Genomic DNA, 12,344 nt, shown 5'->3' with positions numbered 1-12,344 from the left:
GATTCATCCTCCCACCTTCACACCTGCCCGATTAAATATCACAACCATACTTGGAAATGGCGCGCTGTTCTTTGAATCTCCGAACTTTAACCGACCTTTGACAAACCTAATTTCGGCTCGATGATAGATATAGTCATGAAACCATCGTGTATCCGTTCGTGCTGGTAACAAGCAAACCACCGTTGCACCCTTTATACTCTCTTCAAACGCCTTCTTTACCCATTGTCCGAGCACTCTACCGTAAGGTGGATTCATGAAGACGATTTCTCCAGTCCAATCTTGTGCAAGCCCATTGTCTTCTTCAGTGAAGTACCTAGCGCACTTGGCGCTTTCATGTGTAGCGCAAGGATCAAGTGTAAAGTGAAACTCTTGATTCAGTTGGTCAAAGAAATCTTGTGGCGTTGCCCATTCATCCGTTGCACTGCTGAACATGACTGCTGTGTTCATATCCTCTTCCCCCTATCAATTTCCTTATTCACCCATATTCCATAATGTGGTATATTGAAGGCATACTTTTTTCTCAGCAACAACCAACTCCTCACTGCCGACCTGTGTCGGCCTTTTTTATTACGCAATATGGGCTGTATTACGAAACTCTTTATATGCCCTCTAAGTAACTGTTAATGGCTTCTTTGAATTGCTCACTAGTCATTCCATAATCTAACTCCGTAATAACATCAAGTTCGTTACGTAGTACCTCTACATCCAAACCTTGTTTAGTAAGCCAATCTTCAATTTCGTTTATAAGGGTAAGCTTTTTCTGATAATGACGGTGAGCTCGATCAACCTTATCTAGAATCCTTTTGGGTATATCCATTAAAAATCACTCCATTCATTCGCAATATTGCCGTAGTGTAAAAACTAGCTAGTCATGATATGCCTCATCAGCCATAAAGCCCGTTTGATTTTCGCTTCCCGGCTCTTGCCTGGAATATGTTTCGGCTTTCCGTTCATCGCCATTCGCATCCACGAGCTGCTATCACAACTTTTAATCTGGCAGCAATCCAAAACAACCTTGCTGGAGCTGCCGAGTAAGTGAAAGCTCAATTGAGGAAAGCACATCCAAAGATAATTCACCCAAGACACCACTTCGTTTTTATTTGTTACAGGTACTGTTTGACCTAATGCGATATATGTTTCACCACATTCGATGTAGTAGTTTAGGTATTTCAAATCGCTGTTGTAATGAAATACGGGGATAGGCGTAAATCCCTTCATCCGCATGATTTCGTAGTATGCTCGTGTTAATTCCGGGTCGCCAACAACATCAAGTGCAACATATTTGGCAATGTAATCTTTGTTCGACTCAATGTATTTCATATAATCTACAGGCGAAATGTTGCGGCCTTGTGTCCAAGCGCTATAAGCTCCGCTGTCCATCATGATTTCTGGTTTATAGCCAATTTCTTCAACAAAGTTAGCGAGGCTTTTGTTACGAAAGTAAAAATATGATAAAAGTATTTTGTCTGGCTTAACCTCTCGTATGACCTCGATTTCAGCCGAGCTACGACCTGTTACTACAAAATAAATATCGATGTGAACCTTCCCCCTTTCTTGCCTCAATATTGCCGTATTACGAGGCCACCCACCGAGTCTCCCCGGCGGGCAACCGATTATTAAGCTGTATCTCCATCTCGCATCTGCTCGGCTACACGCGCTTTGTAGGTTTTGTAGTCACGTCGTAGCTTTCCGATTGAAATGCCCATATTTGCAGCAACTTGCGTCCAGCTCCCGATGTTTTTCTTCTTGTGCAGCAGTTCCGGGAAGTCAAACTCAATGTCTTCGAAGTGAGGGGCCTTGCCGCTGAGAATGTACTCCTCGACTTCCTCCTCTGTCGGTCCCTGTTCGGTGTTGTCCGGTTCTTGTTCCGTTTCCTCCTGGGTATCATCAGGGTTTCCGTCTTCTTGTCCGGCCGTATCCGGCTCTTCCCCTTCTGGCTTCGTATTGAACATGTTAATCACCACGCCGCTACTATCGGTTTGATAGGTGATAGGCTCAGCATCCGATGTTTCCTCTTCTTCGTTCTCATCACCAAAATCCATAGAGAGCTGCGGATCGCCCAGGGTAACAAAAACATAATGACCTCGCATTTTCGTAATTGCCAGAAGGTCCTCAGCTTTGATTTCCGAGTCCAATTCCATTGTGAGTTTCATTTTCTTATCCGTTGCGTTCAGACCTACTACATATGCGCGAAAGTTTGATTGGTTATTCATCCTGTTTTCTTCTCCTTTTTCTTCTTGGATTTTGGTTGTGGATTGCGAATCACGTTAATAACTTCCTGTTGAAACTTAGTGGTTTTTATATTTTCATGCATCGCCCTAGCTATCTGGGCAAGCACGTAAGCATCTGTCACGTTGTCGCTTTTGTACCGCAAGCCCCAGCAGTTAAATACTCCATCAGCTACCTGCTCCTTATTGGCATTTCCTCCGGCGCCTGTAAACTTCTTCAACGCCTTTGGAGCTACTTGGATGTATTTAAAACCGCGTCGATATAATTCCATTCGAATACCCCAACCAATGCCACCAAGGATAACGGCTTTTTGTGAACTAAAACCGAAGTCCTCAATGCAGATAATATCGTCTGGCTGAATGGCTCGAGAAACAGCCTGTATGATGCTGTACATACGCCGTGGGTCTTCGCCCTTCCCCTCTATCTCCCGAGCGTCTAGCGTCCTCCCTGAAGGCGAGAGAGCAACGATTCCGGTTTTGGTACTCGGGTCGATGCCAACATAGCGTGTCACCTGCTAAACCCCCGTCCAGAGAATGTGTACTGGCGTTGGCTGCTGTTGGCCTAATTCATTGCTCAATACTTTCCGATAGGCATCTACTAGGCCGCTTTGCTCGGTTGTGGCTCCGCTGGCCTTTCGCAGCTCTTCCTCAAGGAAATAGATTTGCCTAGAAAGCTGAATCTCTTTTCGAGTAGACTCCCGAAAAACTCGCTCATACTTGGCTTGCCATTCAGCTAATTGCTCTTTCAATGCGATATTTTCAAGCTTCAGGAGCGCGTTTGTGTCACGCATTTGCTTTTTGTTCATGCTTTCTTCCTCCGTCTCGGCATTACCATGGGCGCCTTTCCTGTATCGAATGGCAGTGCCCGGTATTTTGCTAACTCTTCTGCCGGGAGCTTGTACGTTTTGACCTCTCCCGATTTATTTACTTCAAGCGACTCTTTGGGAACCAGCGTTCTTCCACGACTATAGTGAACTCTCATCCGGTATCTCCTCCAGTTCAACCTCAATGGCTTTATCCTGCTTGTTAAACCGTATCCCTGTTACGCGTCGCTGGTGGGTTTCCGCCTTCATGAGCTGCGTTGCTAAGCTTGCCAGGGAAACTGATAAATCAATGGCCCGTGCTTTTTCAGGAAACAACACCCGGCATATCATTGCGCCATCCCCATCTCGTTAAACGATTGCCAATTGCTCAGCATGTTGTACCTCCAAGCTCCGAATTTTCCCGTACTCCTTGATAAAGCAAAGCTCGCGTTTTCCAGTGGCCCCGTTCCGGTTCTTTGCCAAGTCGACCTCTAGGATGCTTTTCTTCTCGGTATCCCGGTTATAGTATTCATCCCGGTACAGGAACATAATTTTGTCGGCCGTCTGCTCAATTTCCCCAGACTCTCGAAGGTCTGACATCATCGGGCGTTTGTCGGCTCTCTGTTCGACCTGTCTGCCTACCTGGGCAAGTGCGATAACGGGTACGCCGAGCTCCTTCGCCATGTTCTTTAGTGCCTTCGTATTCTCACTAACAACGTCAGCTCGGTTCATGCCCTTCACAGGTGGCTCGATGAATTGCAGATAATCGATAAAGATAGCTGATAAACCTTGCTCTTTCTGTAACCGCCGAGCCTTTGCTCTGATTTTGGAGACAGTCTGTTTCGGCTCATCATCAATCATGATGTTATGATTTGCCAGAAGACCAACAGCCATGGTGTATTTGTTGTATTCCTCCTCGGTCAGCTTTCGGTTACCTAATCCCCCCAAGTGAGCCAGGTTACCAAGCATCCGGGTTACCAGCTCCTCAGCAGCCATCTCCAGTGAGAAGAGAGCAACAGGGCCTTTTTCTGCGTACTTCTCAGCGATATTAAGTGCCTGCTGGTTAGCAAAAGCCGTTTTTCCTACAGATGGTCGTGCTGCAATGACGATTAATTCAGGCGCCTTATAGCCGTTTGTCAGTTCGTCTAAATCAGGCATACCTGTCATGATGCTAGGTCCCACGACTTCGCTTTCTTCGTCACCCCAGATGGTTTGTTCGAGCTTGTCCGTATGCTCCATCAGAATGTCATGTACCGAGCGCATGGTGTTCTTCGCTTGACGTTCACCAATTCGGGTGAGCGTTTCTGTTGCCTTTGTAATCGTTTGTTCAATCTCATCGGCGTCCAGCATTCGGCTCATATTTGCCATCTGAATAAGCTCATATCCTGCTTTCATGGCCTTACGTACACCGTCTGTCTGCACTAGACGCTCAGCCAGTGGCTTCATTTCCCAGATAGCGATATCGATTGCCATGTTTGTAAGCTTCATTACATCGACACCGAGCTTTTCCATCATCGGCAACATGTTTGCTAGGTTCGCAGGCTCCTCGCCACCCTCCCAGCGTCTAAGCGCCTCCTTGTACAGCTTCCGGTAGTTACTGGTATAGAAGTGTTCCGGGAGAAGAAATCCGGCTACTTCTTCAATGGCCTGATCGTCGGAGAGCATCCGGGCAAGGACCTGTTCCTCGGCTTCCGGTTCGACAAGAAGGGAAGTGTCTTGGCTTACATCACTCATCGTCTTTCCCTCCTGCATAGCACCGTGTCACGGTAGTCCGGTCCTTCCATGGTCAGCAATTCTGCATGTTGTTTCATCCGAGAAATATCCCGGGCCTCAAATCGCTCTTTTAGTTCTTTCATGTTCAAGTTTGTGGTGTAAATCGTATGACGCCCCGAACGACTATCAATCACTTCGAACAGCTTACGTAACGCCCAACTCGTGCCATACTCAGCGCCAATGTCATCCAGTACCAGACAATCTACCGTCTTGATAACTTCTAACAGTTCCAGCTCAGTATGGTTGCTCTCCCTGTTGTATGTGGCTTTGATTTTGGTTAGTAACTCAGGCACCGTGATGAAAATTCCTGTAAACCCGTTCTTAATCAAATGCTTAAGAATCGATACAGCAAGATGGGATTTACCTACACCGCAGCTCCCCATCATCATGAGGCATCGAGGGTCATCTAAGTCGAACGAGGTCACGTAATCAATGGCAACTGATTTTGCTTCCCACAGTTCAGGAGTAGTCGGTTTATAGTTATCAAATGTCGCTTTTTTCAAAGCTGGTGGAATGAGGCTGTTTTTATCAAATATGCGTTGTGGTTTTGCCTTTCGAGCTGCTTCATTCTCACGCAAGATTTTCTCAACCATCGCCCGATCCTCTTCTTCACGTTGGCGCCTAAAGGCTTCCAGTGCTTCACCAGTCACTGCGTGCATTGGCAAATTTACTTTGCGAAGAAAGTCCTTTATGTTTTCCATCCCGTTCTCCTTTCCGCAATGGCACTACGTTATCCAGTGCCGCTCTTTTCTGTTGTTCGTCATGATAGCGTTGAAAAATATAGTCAGCTACATAGCCAAAGGAATTGATCCTGTCTCTAGGGTGTTTGGGTTTGTAGGTATCAAATCTCTCGTCTATGAAACGCAAAATGTCTTCCAGTGGAATTCCATAAGCAATGACTTGCTGAATATCCTGATCGTCTTGAGCATTAGTTTGTGTTCCTCTTGCTCTTCGCTGAATGTATTTTGTTTCGATAGCTTGAAAAACTTCTTGAGGAGTCATTTCTTTACACGCGTTCTCATCATCATTAATTTCTTTAAGTTTTTTTGTAATACTTTCTTTCTTATCCGACTGATCTGACGGTAGTACCTCCCACTGTTCTGACGGTGGTGTACCGTCAGTTTTGTCGGTAGTTGAACCACCGTCAGAAATGTCGGTACCGTCTAATCTGTCGGTAGTTTTTTGCTCCTGAGTACCGTCAGATTCGTCGGCAGTTTCCTTCTGTTTACTACCGTCAGTTTTGTCGGTGGTACTTTGTGTTGCTACCTTCTCACTAACCCATTTATCAAAGTCCTTGTTAAACCCTATCAGACTCGTTTTTCCTTTCTGGGACTCCTGAAGAAGAATCTTTCGCAACACTAAATCTTTCAATTCTCGTTCAATTTGCCGTTTACTACATCCAGTAGCTTCACTGATAAAGGAGATAGCTAGCTCATGCATTTTACGGTTAAATCCGTATGTGTATCTCCAAACCACCATGACGATCCGATATTGGGTAGCGCTGAGCTTAATCTTGGCCATCTGCTCAAGTGTTTTATTAGCGATTTTCGTGTAGCCATTTTCGAGCTGTACATTAGCCATAACAACCAACCCCTATACCGGAAGCTTGCGCTCCCTGTTGGTTTCCCGGTGTACCAAGTGAAGCTCGCCCGGCAGATTTTTGGTGACGAGCCAGTTCTCCGGGTTAAGTAGCTTTCATTGCCNTCGTACAGCTTTCATTGCCAGCTTCTGTTTTCGCGTCGGCCTCTTTCCATTCTTCATAGAGTTTCCCCCTCATATTTGATAGAGAGGAGCGCTAGGCGCCCCTAAATTAGTCCTTTATCGAATTGCTCAGCTACTTTGTCTAGCTCGTCGTCTTCCTTGCCTTCTGGCTGCTTCTCTGTTGGTGTAGGCTCGTCCATCGGGATATCTTCAGCAACAACTACCTCGGCCTCTATTGCGCCGTTATAGCCGTTTTGTGACTCGCTAGTAATGTCCTTTATCTCGCGCTCGTCATTATCTTCTACAACAGCTTTTTGCATTTCGATAGACAAGATACCCCACTTCGATAAGAGAGACTTCAGCACGGTTTTCATAGCCATAGCGTCCCAATCATTCTTCCATCCAAAATCCGACTTGCTGAATTTCTTCCGATGCTTTTCAACTTGTTCTTTCGTCCAGTAGATGGTTTTTCTGAATCCATTTAGTAGTTCAAAATAAGCTGCGTATCCTATTACCGCATCTGATGCCCGTGCCTCAAAATCAATCTCAATTTCTTCTGTAAGAGGATTCCACTTTATAAGTTCACCCTCATGAATTGGGGTCACATTGATATATCGATACTGGGCAGAGCGTAAGGCTAATTGGATATATCCTTTGTAACCAAGCTGAAATTGCGCTTTATTTCCATAAGGGACAATCCAGGCATAACCTAAATTTTTATCAACTGGTAAATCTAATGTGGCAGCGACCATTGCAGAAGAAACAACTGACATTGGCTCACATTTTTGTAGTGAGGTTTCGCTGTTGTATAGATTGATAATGGATGTAATATACTGGGGAGCCCGATCATTCATGAGTTCCTCAAATTTCTTTTTCATGGTAGGCGTGCCGAGTAAATCCTTTAACGGTAAACTGGATGCCTGAACCTGATTTGCATTCTTGCCAGTAGTGGTTAATTTTCCTTTTAACGAGCTGTTTGTGGCCATTTCTAGTCCTCCTATTAGCTGATTTCTTTTATTCCAAAACGACGGGAGACAGATGGCTTAATCACCTGTTTATAGATATCTGGAAATTGTTCTTTTAACTTTTTGCTGTCCACCCGGTTAGAATTTACGGTTTTCCACTCAGCTTGGAAGTTTTGAACAAAAGCCATTTCCGCATCCTTCATCTCATGTTTGATTTGATTTTCAATTTCCTTCATTTGCTCTTCTAATGATTTAATGGAGTCTTTAAGGGCCAGATATTGGCTGATTTTCTCCTTGTATTCGGAAGTTAAATCAATCGCCTTCCCTTTCTTCGCCTTCTCGAATCGTTCTTTTAGAAATCGTTCGGCTGCACTAGAACCATCTAAGGCAGGAGCTACATTCGCTAAAACGTGGTTGTTCCAGAATTCAATTTCCCTCTGGAAAATGATTTCGATTAGCTCATCATCTCGGTCGATTTCCTTCCAAACGAATTTGTTACTCCCGATTAATACAGCGAAGTATCCCTTTTTATATTCCGGACCTAAAACGCCTAGATAATGCTGAATTTGAGCGATATAGCTGTCAGGTATCTCTTCGCTCTCCCACTCCTTGGCGTTGTAAGCAGATGTTGTTTTGCATTCCAAGATAGCTTTTTCCCCCACAACCATCCGGTCCACGTTTGCGATAATAAATTCATGTTCTGGATGCTCCAAAATAGCGTTTTTTCTTCGGACCTTCTTACCACTGCGTTTCTCAAACTCCTTGGCTACAATATCCTCCAACAGGGTGCCGAAGTAGGTAGCATCATTCTGGAGTTCTTGAGGTATGACTTGCCCAGTTTTTTCAAGCCATAATTCAAATGGTGTTTTCCATTTGTTAATACCAAGAATGATCGAGGCGTCAGAGCCTCCGATACCATGAGTTCGCAGTTGAAGCCAGGCTTCATGGTCCATGTTCAGCGTGCGTGCGAGTACGTTTGCTTGCATGATAGACCTCCCATTTGATTTTCAAAGAGCTTTCGTGGTACATTGATAAAAAGTGTTTGTTAAAACCTGATGACCAGTTCCCGCTGGTCATTTTTTATTGCTTTTTGTACATCTTTTTCCGCCACTTACGGTATTTTGCTTTTTCTCGTTTTACAGCGTTTTGAAATGCTTTTTCTAGTTGCAAATGTTGTTTTTCTGTCAAAAGGTGTGGATGATAGTGCAACTCCATTTCTCCTACCGAATCATACGAGCGTCCATAAGACCAATGTCGCTGATAGTTACACCTCCGACATTTTTCTATGGTTTCAACTACTCCCCGATATTCTTCATTCCACCTTTCTTTCCACAATTTTGTCCCACACACAGGGCAAGGATGTTTCCAATTCCAATCCCAATCCTGAAGCTCCATCCAGTGGTCCATGCCTCGCTCGCCTAGTTTTCTGTACTGCTGCTCTCGCGTTCCTCTATACAAAGTTTCACCCTCTTTCAAAGTACGTCCCTCATATAATCCCGCCGACCAGCTTCTGTTTCGAACCAGTAGCCACCAACACTGTTGCTATGCTCTGAAAAGTCCATGTTGTTCACTTCGATAGTTTCCTGAATGATTGGTTCAATTAGAATCCGATCTAGTAGCTCCCCAGCCTTTTCCCATCCGACCTCATCAATCAAAATTCGTTCGACCATAGCTTCATCTAGGCGACGGCCAAGTTTCTGACGGACTAGGAGTGTGTCAACTACAGCGTCGATGACGGTGTTTAGGCTTTTGGTTTGGTTCACTTCTTCACCTGCCTTCTGTTATGTATTGCACTCTAAGNTGTTTGGTTTGTACATTTGATTAGCGTCTAGGCCGTGAATGTGTTCCCGCACATCGCGGCTTTTTTCTTTGCAAGAAAATGTGATAATTCGTGATATCGTTGTAAGTTCAACTTGTGATAGGACCATGCTGCCTGATAGCCTTTCTCTTCACCAATCGCCTTGTACGCTTCAGCCAACTCTTCGTACTCCTTGGCCTCTTGCTTCGCCTCTTTCATTTCCAGTTCGATTCGATTCAGTTCCAGACGATGTTGATACGCCTCGTTCTGTTCGGCACTCATCAAGCTCATATCGTAGCCCGCTGTGCGTTCTAGCACTTCCTGCATACGCATGTTCCAATTCATTTCAATACAACTCCTTTTAGTAACGTGATTTCTTTCGGATTCCACGCTTCTGCTGTTTCCTGTTTCGCTAGCAGTTGTCCGTATTGATTCCAACATTCCTGTGCAAATTCCATGTGTTGTTTCGCCGCAGCTTGTGCGAATTCCAACTCCGAGTTTGCATAATCATCTGCCTTTGATTGATGCCAGCAGGCTTTTTCTTTCAAGCGGTATAATTGTTCATTCATGATTTGATGTATCCCCTCTCTTTTAATTTCTTCCGGTGGTCCCGCCAGAGTTTTACCCAGCTTAGACTGTATTCCCGGCATATCACCGCAGCGTATGTACTAAGCGCTACGATTGCATCCACCACTTGCAGCAGGGCCTCTCTTAGTTCAGCGCGTCCGTGCTTGTCCATGCTTTTCGGATGGTTGACCAAGCACATACGTCCTATTGCTTCAAGTGCCTCGCTCAGCTCCTCTTCTGCCTTTTTAGCAACGCTAGACCGATGCAGGTCCACATATTCACCATCCAACTTAGGCACCCAAGAATGCCCCACTGCTTCCTCTGCCGCTGCCATAGAAAAGAATCCATCATCCAGGACCTCTACAGCCTTCCGAGAAACTTCCTTTGGTAACTTCCTTTCTTCAATCTCAATCATCCCAATCGCCGACCGACTCATGTTGATTTCGAAACCAAACTCTAGCTGCGTCATTTCAGCGGCGTCTCGGGCTTCTCTCATGCGCTCCCCAAGCGCCATAATCATCTCCCCTTTCTGTGACTGACTGTGAATTTATTGTCACAAGCCGCTATACTATGCTTGTTTTAAGGTAGATTCTGGTGATTCACCCCCTTTCGCTTGTTGTACTTTCCCAGCAGTCGATGTGCATTTTCAACCAACTTGTCTAGGTCGCGCTTCTTCTGCTCTGGTGTGCGCTGGTTCAATGCCTGATCAACACCTTGCTTTAACTCTTCGCTCTCTTTGCGAAGCGATTCTGCTTGTTGAGGGGTCATGCCGTTTCCTCCTTTTTCGCTTGTTCTTTGCGCCGTTTTAACTCGGCAGGATCAAGCTTGAGTACTTCTGGGATGATCCATTTATTCATAGCGTTGATAAATCTTTCTTTGTTTGTGTCAAGCCAGATTGGCTCGTTGTTGCTCAAGGCGTCCTCCCCCTTCCAACTAAGGTTGGTTTTGGTAATCAAAGTGTGTAAAAAAATTAAGCTGAATCATCAATCAAATTCTCATTTAATGAGAATTTCTCAACAAAAAAATTTTTCTTTTCTAGAGACAATCCGTAAATAAATATTTTCTCAAACTCATCCGCTGACATACTTGTCTCTCCGTTAATCATTCGGTAGAATCTTTTTCTTTCAATCCCTGATTTATCAGCGATATGACTAAACTTAATTCCATTTTCATTTGCATAACTACGGATACGCTCATACATTTTCATTTTCTCACCACCATTTTTCTCGTTACTAATTTCTCAATTAATGAGAACTTTATCTTTATATTAATTCTCAAAAACCAAGAAGTCAAGAGTCAATTCTCTTTTATTGAGATTTTTTTCTCTTTTATCGAGAATGGTGATATATTTTTCTCAAGGAGGTGGAACATGTCACATCTCGGAGAACGCTTAAGAAAAGCTAGAGAACGCGCTAATTTAAAACAAATCCAAGTATATGAGCATACCAATATAAACAATAAAACATTAAGTAGGTATGAACGAGGCGGAAGCGAACCTGACATCGACACTATTAAAACACTAGCTGAATTGTATGATGTAAGCTTAGAATGGCTTCTTACTGGTGAAGAAAACAACGATAATTTGCACAATAAAAATGATTTTAAGATTTTTGCATATCGTTTAAAAAGACAACGGGAAGAAATAAATTTATCTATTGAAGAACTAGCACAAATAATTGGGCTTACCCCTTATACAATTGAAAAGTTTGAAGAAGGTAGAGGGGGACTTCCTGGGCAGAAAACACTGGACAAGATCGCTTCTGCTTTGGGAGTAACAAGGGATTATTTACTCGGATATACAGACGATATAAAAGGATACGGAACAGGCGTTTACGATAATGATCCGCCTGACTTAAAAAAGATGTTAGAAGAACAAGGCCCGTTAATGTATGATGGTGTGCAAATCGAAGGGGAAGAGAAAGAAAAGCTAGCCCTACTCATGCGACAAGCCTTCTTTATAGTTAAAGAACAGAATAAAAAAGAAGCGGCAAAGCGCAACACAGAAAAATAGCTAAGAGGTGGATGGACGTAATGCTACGACGCATCCGAAAAAAAATGAGGTATCTAAAAAGAAGAGTGGGAAGTGTACAACCTCACGATATCGCATGTTATAAAAAACTCCCCATCATTTACACCTATGATCTGCCTAAAGGTATCTTAGGTATGTTTCTTCCTGTAGGGGCAAAAGGAGTAATATACATACGTCCAGACATGCCTCCCGAACAAGAAAAATTTGTTCTTTGTCATGAATTATTTCACGCTATTCTTAAACACCAAGGAGTCAGTATGACTTCAGAAGAAAATATGTATAACCCAAACTGGCTTCAAATATCTCGCCAGGAATATGAAGCACATATGGGAGCTGCCTGTCTGCTACTAGATGGCTTTAAGGTTTCAGAAACTATGAGTTTTTCTTACATATCAAAAATTACTGGCTGTCCTGAGAGAATAGTAGAAAAATATTTTCAGCTTATGCCAAAAAGAAAATAAGCCCTACTTACTTTTGATA

The 12,344-nt window shown here is 44.0% G+C and carries 24 protein-coding genes and 1 pseudogene; 2 read left to right on the top strand and 23 right to left on the bottom strand.

Going from position 1 to position 12,344, the window contains the following annotated elements:
* Nucleotides 1–3: 3 nt before the first annotated feature.
* The 23 genes and pseudogenes from AF333_RS30515 to AF333_RS34055 all read right to left on the bottom strand — a co-directional run bounded on the left by AF333_RS30515 (nt 4) and on the right by AF333_RS34055 (nt 11,042).
* Entirely contained in the window at nt 4–447 is a 444-nt protein-coding gene (locus AF333_RS30515) for a DNA N-6-adenine-methyltransferase (protein ID WP_043065743.1), read from the bottom strand.
* 151 nt (nt 448–598) lie between these two features.
* The gene (locus tag AF333_RS30510) at nt 599–817 is read right to left on the bottom strand and encodes a hypothetical protein (protein ID WP_043065742.1); all 219 of its coding nucleotides are present in this window, start codon (nt 815–817) and stop codon (nt 599–601) included.
* Nucleotides 818–861: 44 nt separating this feature from the next.
* A complete protein-coding gene (locus tag AF333_RS30505) occupies nt 862–1,563 on the bottom strand; it encodes a hypothetical protein (protein WP_043065741.1) in 702 nt (233 codons plus the stop codon).
* A gap of 53 nt (nt 1,564–1,616) precedes the next feature.
* Nucleotides 1,617–2,213, bottom strand: a complete 597-nt coding sequence (locus tag AF333_RS30500) for a hypothetical protein (RefSeq protein ID WP_043065740.1) — start codon at nt 2,211–2,213, stop codon at nt 1,617–1,619.
* Nucleotides 2,210–2,740, bottom strand: a complete 531-nt coding sequence (locus tag AF333_RS30495) for a RuvC family protein (RefSeq protein WP_043065739.1) — start codon at nt 2,738–2,740, stop codon at nt 2,210–2,212. The genes AF333_RS30500 and AF333_RS30495 overlap by 4 nt, the downstream gene beginning before the upstream one ends.
* Nucleotides 2,741–2,743: 3 nt before the next feature.
* Nucleotides 2,744–3,034 carry a hypothetical protein gene (locus AF333_RS30490; RefSeq protein ID WP_043065738.1) on the bottom strand — a complete coding sequence of 97 codons (291 nt, stop codon included), beginning with the start codon at nt 3,032–3,034 and terminating at the stop codon, nt 2,744–2,746.
* Nucleotides 3,031–3,210: a hypothetical protein gene (locus AF333_RS30485; protein ID WP_043065737.1), complete on the bottom strand. Its 180-nt coding sequence runs from the start codon at nt 3,208–3,210 to the stop codon at nt 3,031–3,033. The genes AF333_RS30490 and AF333_RS30485 overlap by 4 nt, the downstream gene beginning before the upstream one ends.
* Complete coding sequence (locus AF333_RS30480) at nt 3,194–3,382, bottom strand: hypothetical protein (RefSeq protein ID WP_043065736.1); 189 nt, start codon at nt 3,380–3,382, stop codon at nt 3,194–3,196. The genes AF333_RS30485 and AF333_RS30480 overlap by 17 nt, the downstream gene beginning before the upstream one ends.
* Before the next feature lie 18 nt (nt 3,383–3,400).
* The gene (locus AF333_RS30475) at nt 3,401–4,765 is read right to left on the bottom strand and encodes a replicative DNA helicase (RefSeq protein ID WP_053432793.1); all 1,365 of its coding nucleotides are present in this window, start codon (nt 4,763–4,765) and stop codon (nt 3,401–3,403) included.
* Nucleotides 4,762–5,505, bottom strand: coding sequence for an ATP-binding protein (locus AF333_RS30470; RefSeq protein WP_052812023.1), 744 nt, complete (start codon nt 5,503–5,505; stop codon nt 4,762–4,764). Before AF333_RS30470 ends, AF333_RS30475 begins: the two co-directional genes overlap by 4 nt.
* Nucleotides 5,444–6,385 (bottom strand): replication protein, encoded by a 942-nt coding sequence (locus AF333_RS30465; RefSeq protein ID WP_043065734.1) that lies wholly within the window; start codon nt 6,383–6,385, stop codon nt 5,444–5,446. Before AF333_RS30465 ends, AF333_RS30470 begins: the two co-directional genes overlap by 62 nt.
* A 12-nt stretch (nt 6,386–6,397) precedes the next feature.
* Nucleotides 6,398–6,493, bottom strand: a pseudogene (locus AF333_RS37790) (DUF6906 family protein); the annotation flags it as partial.
* Between the two features lie 15 nt (nt 6,494–6,508).
* The coding region (locus tag AF333_RS37785) for a DUF6906 family protein (RefSeq protein WP_407638709.1) at nt 6,509–6,565 on the bottom strand (57 nt) is incomplete at its 3' end.
* A 44-nt stretch (nt 6,566–6,609) separates the two neighbouring features.
* Complete coding sequence (locus tag AF333_RS30460) at nt 6,610–7,491, bottom strand: recombinase RecT (protein WP_043065733.1); 882 nt, start codon at nt 7,489–7,491, stop codon at nt 6,610–6,612.
* A 14-nt stretch (nt 7,492–7,505) separates the two neighbouring features.
* Nucleotides 7,506–8,456, bottom strand: a complete 951-nt coding sequence (locus AF333_RS30455) for a YqaJ viral recombinase family nuclease (RefSeq protein WP_043065732.1) — start codon at nt 8,454–8,456, stop codon at nt 7,506–7,508.
* Between the two features lie 94 nt (nt 8,457–8,550).
* The gene (locus tag AF333_RS30450; RefSeq protein WP_139189119.1) at nt 8,551–8,928 is read right to left on the bottom strand and encodes a hypothetical protein; all 378 of its coding nucleotides are present in this window, start codon (nt 8,926–8,928) and stop codon (nt 8,551–8,553) included.
* 14 nt (nt 8,929–8,942) lie between these two features.
* Nucleotides 8,943–9,233 carry a hypothetical protein gene (locus AF333_RS30445; RefSeq protein WP_043065730.1) on the bottom strand — a complete coding sequence of 97 codons (291 nt, stop codon included), beginning with the start codon at nt 9,231–9,233 and terminating at the stop codon, nt 8,943–8,945.
* Between the two features lie 65 nt (nt 9,234–9,298).
* Nucleotides 9,299–9,613, bottom strand: coding sequence for a hypothetical protein (locus AF333_RS30440; RefSeq protein WP_043065729.1), 315 nt, complete (start codon nt 9,611–9,613; stop codon nt 9,299–9,301).
* Nucleotides 9,610–9,837: a hypothetical protein gene (locus tag AF333_RS30435; protein ID WP_043065728.1), complete on the bottom strand. Its 228-nt coding sequence runs from the start codon at nt 9,835–9,837 to the stop codon at nt 9,610–9,612. The genes AF333_RS30440 and AF333_RS30435 overlap by 4 nt, the downstream gene beginning before the upstream one ends.
* Nucleotides 9,834–10,349 (bottom strand): helix-turn-helix transcriptional regulator, encoded by a 516-nt coding sequence (locus tag AF333_RS30430; protein ID WP_043065727.1) that lies wholly within the window; start codon nt 10,347–10,349, stop codon nt 9,834–9,836. Before AF333_RS30430 ends, AF333_RS30435 begins: the two co-directional genes overlap by 4 nt.
* Before the next feature lie 65 nt (nt 10,350–10,414).
* Nucleotides 10,415–10,603 (bottom strand): hypothetical protein, encoded by a 189-nt coding sequence (locus AF333_RS30425; protein WP_043065726.1) that lies wholly within the window; start codon nt 10,601–10,603, stop codon nt 10,415–10,417.
* Nucleotides 10,600–10,749: a hypothetical protein gene (locus AF333_RS34060; RefSeq protein WP_158502389.1), complete on the bottom strand. Its 150-nt coding sequence runs from the start codon at nt 10,747–10,749 to the stop codon at nt 10,600–10,602. Before AF333_RS34060 ends, AF333_RS30425 begins: the two co-directional genes overlap by 4 nt.
* 56 nt (nt 10,750–10,805) lie before the next feature.
* On the bottom strand, nt 10,806–11,042 hold the full coding sequence (locus AF333_RS34055) for a helix-turn-helix domain-containing protein (RefSeq protein ID WP_043065725.1): 237 nt from the start codon (nt 11,040–11,042) through the stop codon (nt 10,806–10,808).
* A 162-nt stretch (nt 11,043–11,204) separates the two neighbouring features.
* Here AF333_RS34055 and AF333_RS30415 point away from each other — a divergent pair, with 162 nt between their 5' ends.
* Complete coding sequence (locus tag AF333_RS30415; RefSeq protein ID WP_052812021.1) at nt 11,205–11,846, top strand: helix-turn-helix domain-containing protein; 642 nt, start codon at nt 11,205–11,207, stop codon at nt 11,844–11,846.
* Nucleotides 11,847–11,866: 20 nt separating this feature from the next.
* A complete protein-coding gene (locus AF333_RS30410) occupies nt 11,867–12,325 on the top strand; it encodes an ImmA/IrrE family metallo-endopeptidase (RefSeq protein WP_043065724.1) in 459 nt (152 codons plus the stop codon).
* The last annotated feature ends 19 nt before the right edge of the window (nt 12,326–12,344 follow it).

Source organism: Aneurinibacillus migulanus, assembly GCF_001274715.1.
GTDB classification, from domain to species: Bacteria; Bacillota; Bacilli; order Aneurinibacillales; family Aneurinibacillaceae; genus Aneurinibacillus; species Aneurinibacillus migulanus.
Note: the sequence above shows the minus strand (reverse complement) of the source record. Positions and strands in the feature narration are given on the sequence as shown.

Bases quoted from the DNA above. Each gene is read 5' to 3' on its own strand.
- AF333_RS30430 (WP_043065727.1), bottom strand. From the start codon at position 10,349: ATGGCGCTTGGGGAGCGCATGAGAGAAGCCCGAGACGCCGCTGAAATG.
- AF333_RS30435 (WP_043065728.1), bottom strand. From the start codon at position 9,837: ATGAATGAACAATTATACCGCTTGAAAGAAAAAGCCTGCTGGCATCAA.
- AF333_RS30500 (WP_043065740.1), bottom strand. From the start codon at position 2,213: ATGAATAACCAATCAAACTTTCGCGCATATGTAGTAGGTCTGAACGCA.
- AF333_RS30440 (WP_043065729.1), bottom strand. From the start codon at position 9,613: ATGAATTGGAACATGCGTATGCAGGAAGTGCTAGAACGCACAGCGGGC.
- AF333_RS30490 (WP_043065738.1), bottom strand. From the start codon at position 3,034: ATGAACAAAAAGCAAATGCGTGACACAAACGCGCTCCTGAAGCTTGAA.
- AF333_RS30475 (WP_053432793.1), bottom strand. From the start codon at position 4,765: ATGAGTGATGTAAGCCAAGACACTTCCCTTCTTGTCGAACCGGAAGCC.
- AF333_RS30425 (WP_043065726.1), bottom strand. From the start codon at position 10,603: ATGACCCCTCAACAAGCAGAATCGCTTCGCAAAGAGAGCGAAGAGTTA.
- AF333_RS30415 (WP_052812021.1), top strand. From the start codon at position 11,205: ATGTCACATCTCGGAGAACGCTTAAGAAAAGCTAGAGAACGCGCTAAT.
- AF333_RS30465 (WP_043065734.1), bottom strand. From the start codon at position 6,385: ATGGCTAATGTACAGCTCGAAAATGGCTACACGAAAATCGCTAATAAA.
- AF333_RS30460 (WP_043065733.1), bottom strand. From the start codon at position 7,491: ATGGCCACAAACAGCTCGTTAAAAGGAAAATTAACCACTACTGGCAAG.
- AF333_RS34055 (WP_043065725.1), bottom strand. From the start codon at position 11,042: ATGAAAATGTATGAGCGTATCCGTAGTTATGCAAATGAAAATGGAATT.
- AF333_RS30470 (WP_052812023.1), bottom strand. From the start codon at position 5,505: ATGGAAAACATAAAGGACTTTCTTCGCAAAGTAAATTTGCCAATGCAC.
- AF333_RS30485 (WP_043065737.1), bottom strand. From the start codon at position 3,210: ATGAGAGTTCACTATAGTCGTGGAAGAACGCTGGTTCCCAAAGAGTCG.
- AF333_RS30515 (WP_043065743.1), bottom strand. From the start codon at position 447: ATGAACACAGCAGTCATGTTCAGCAGTGCAACGGATGAATGGGCAACG.
- AF333_RS30480 (WP_043065736.1), bottom strand. From the start codon at position 3,382: ATGATATGCCGGGTGTTGTTTCCTGAAAAAGCACGGGCCATTGATTTA.
- AF333_RS30455 (WP_043065732.1), bottom strand. From the start codon at position 8,456: ATGCAAGCAAACGTACTCGCACGCACGCTGAACATGGACCATGAAGCC.
- AF333_RS30510 (WP_043065742.1), bottom strand. From the start codon at position 817: ATGGATATACCCAAAAGGATTCTAGATAAGGTTGATCGAGCTCACCGT.
- AF333_RS30410 (WP_043065724.1), top strand. From the start codon at position 11,867: ATGCTACGACGCATCCGAAAAAAAATGAGGTATCTAAAAAGAAGAGTG.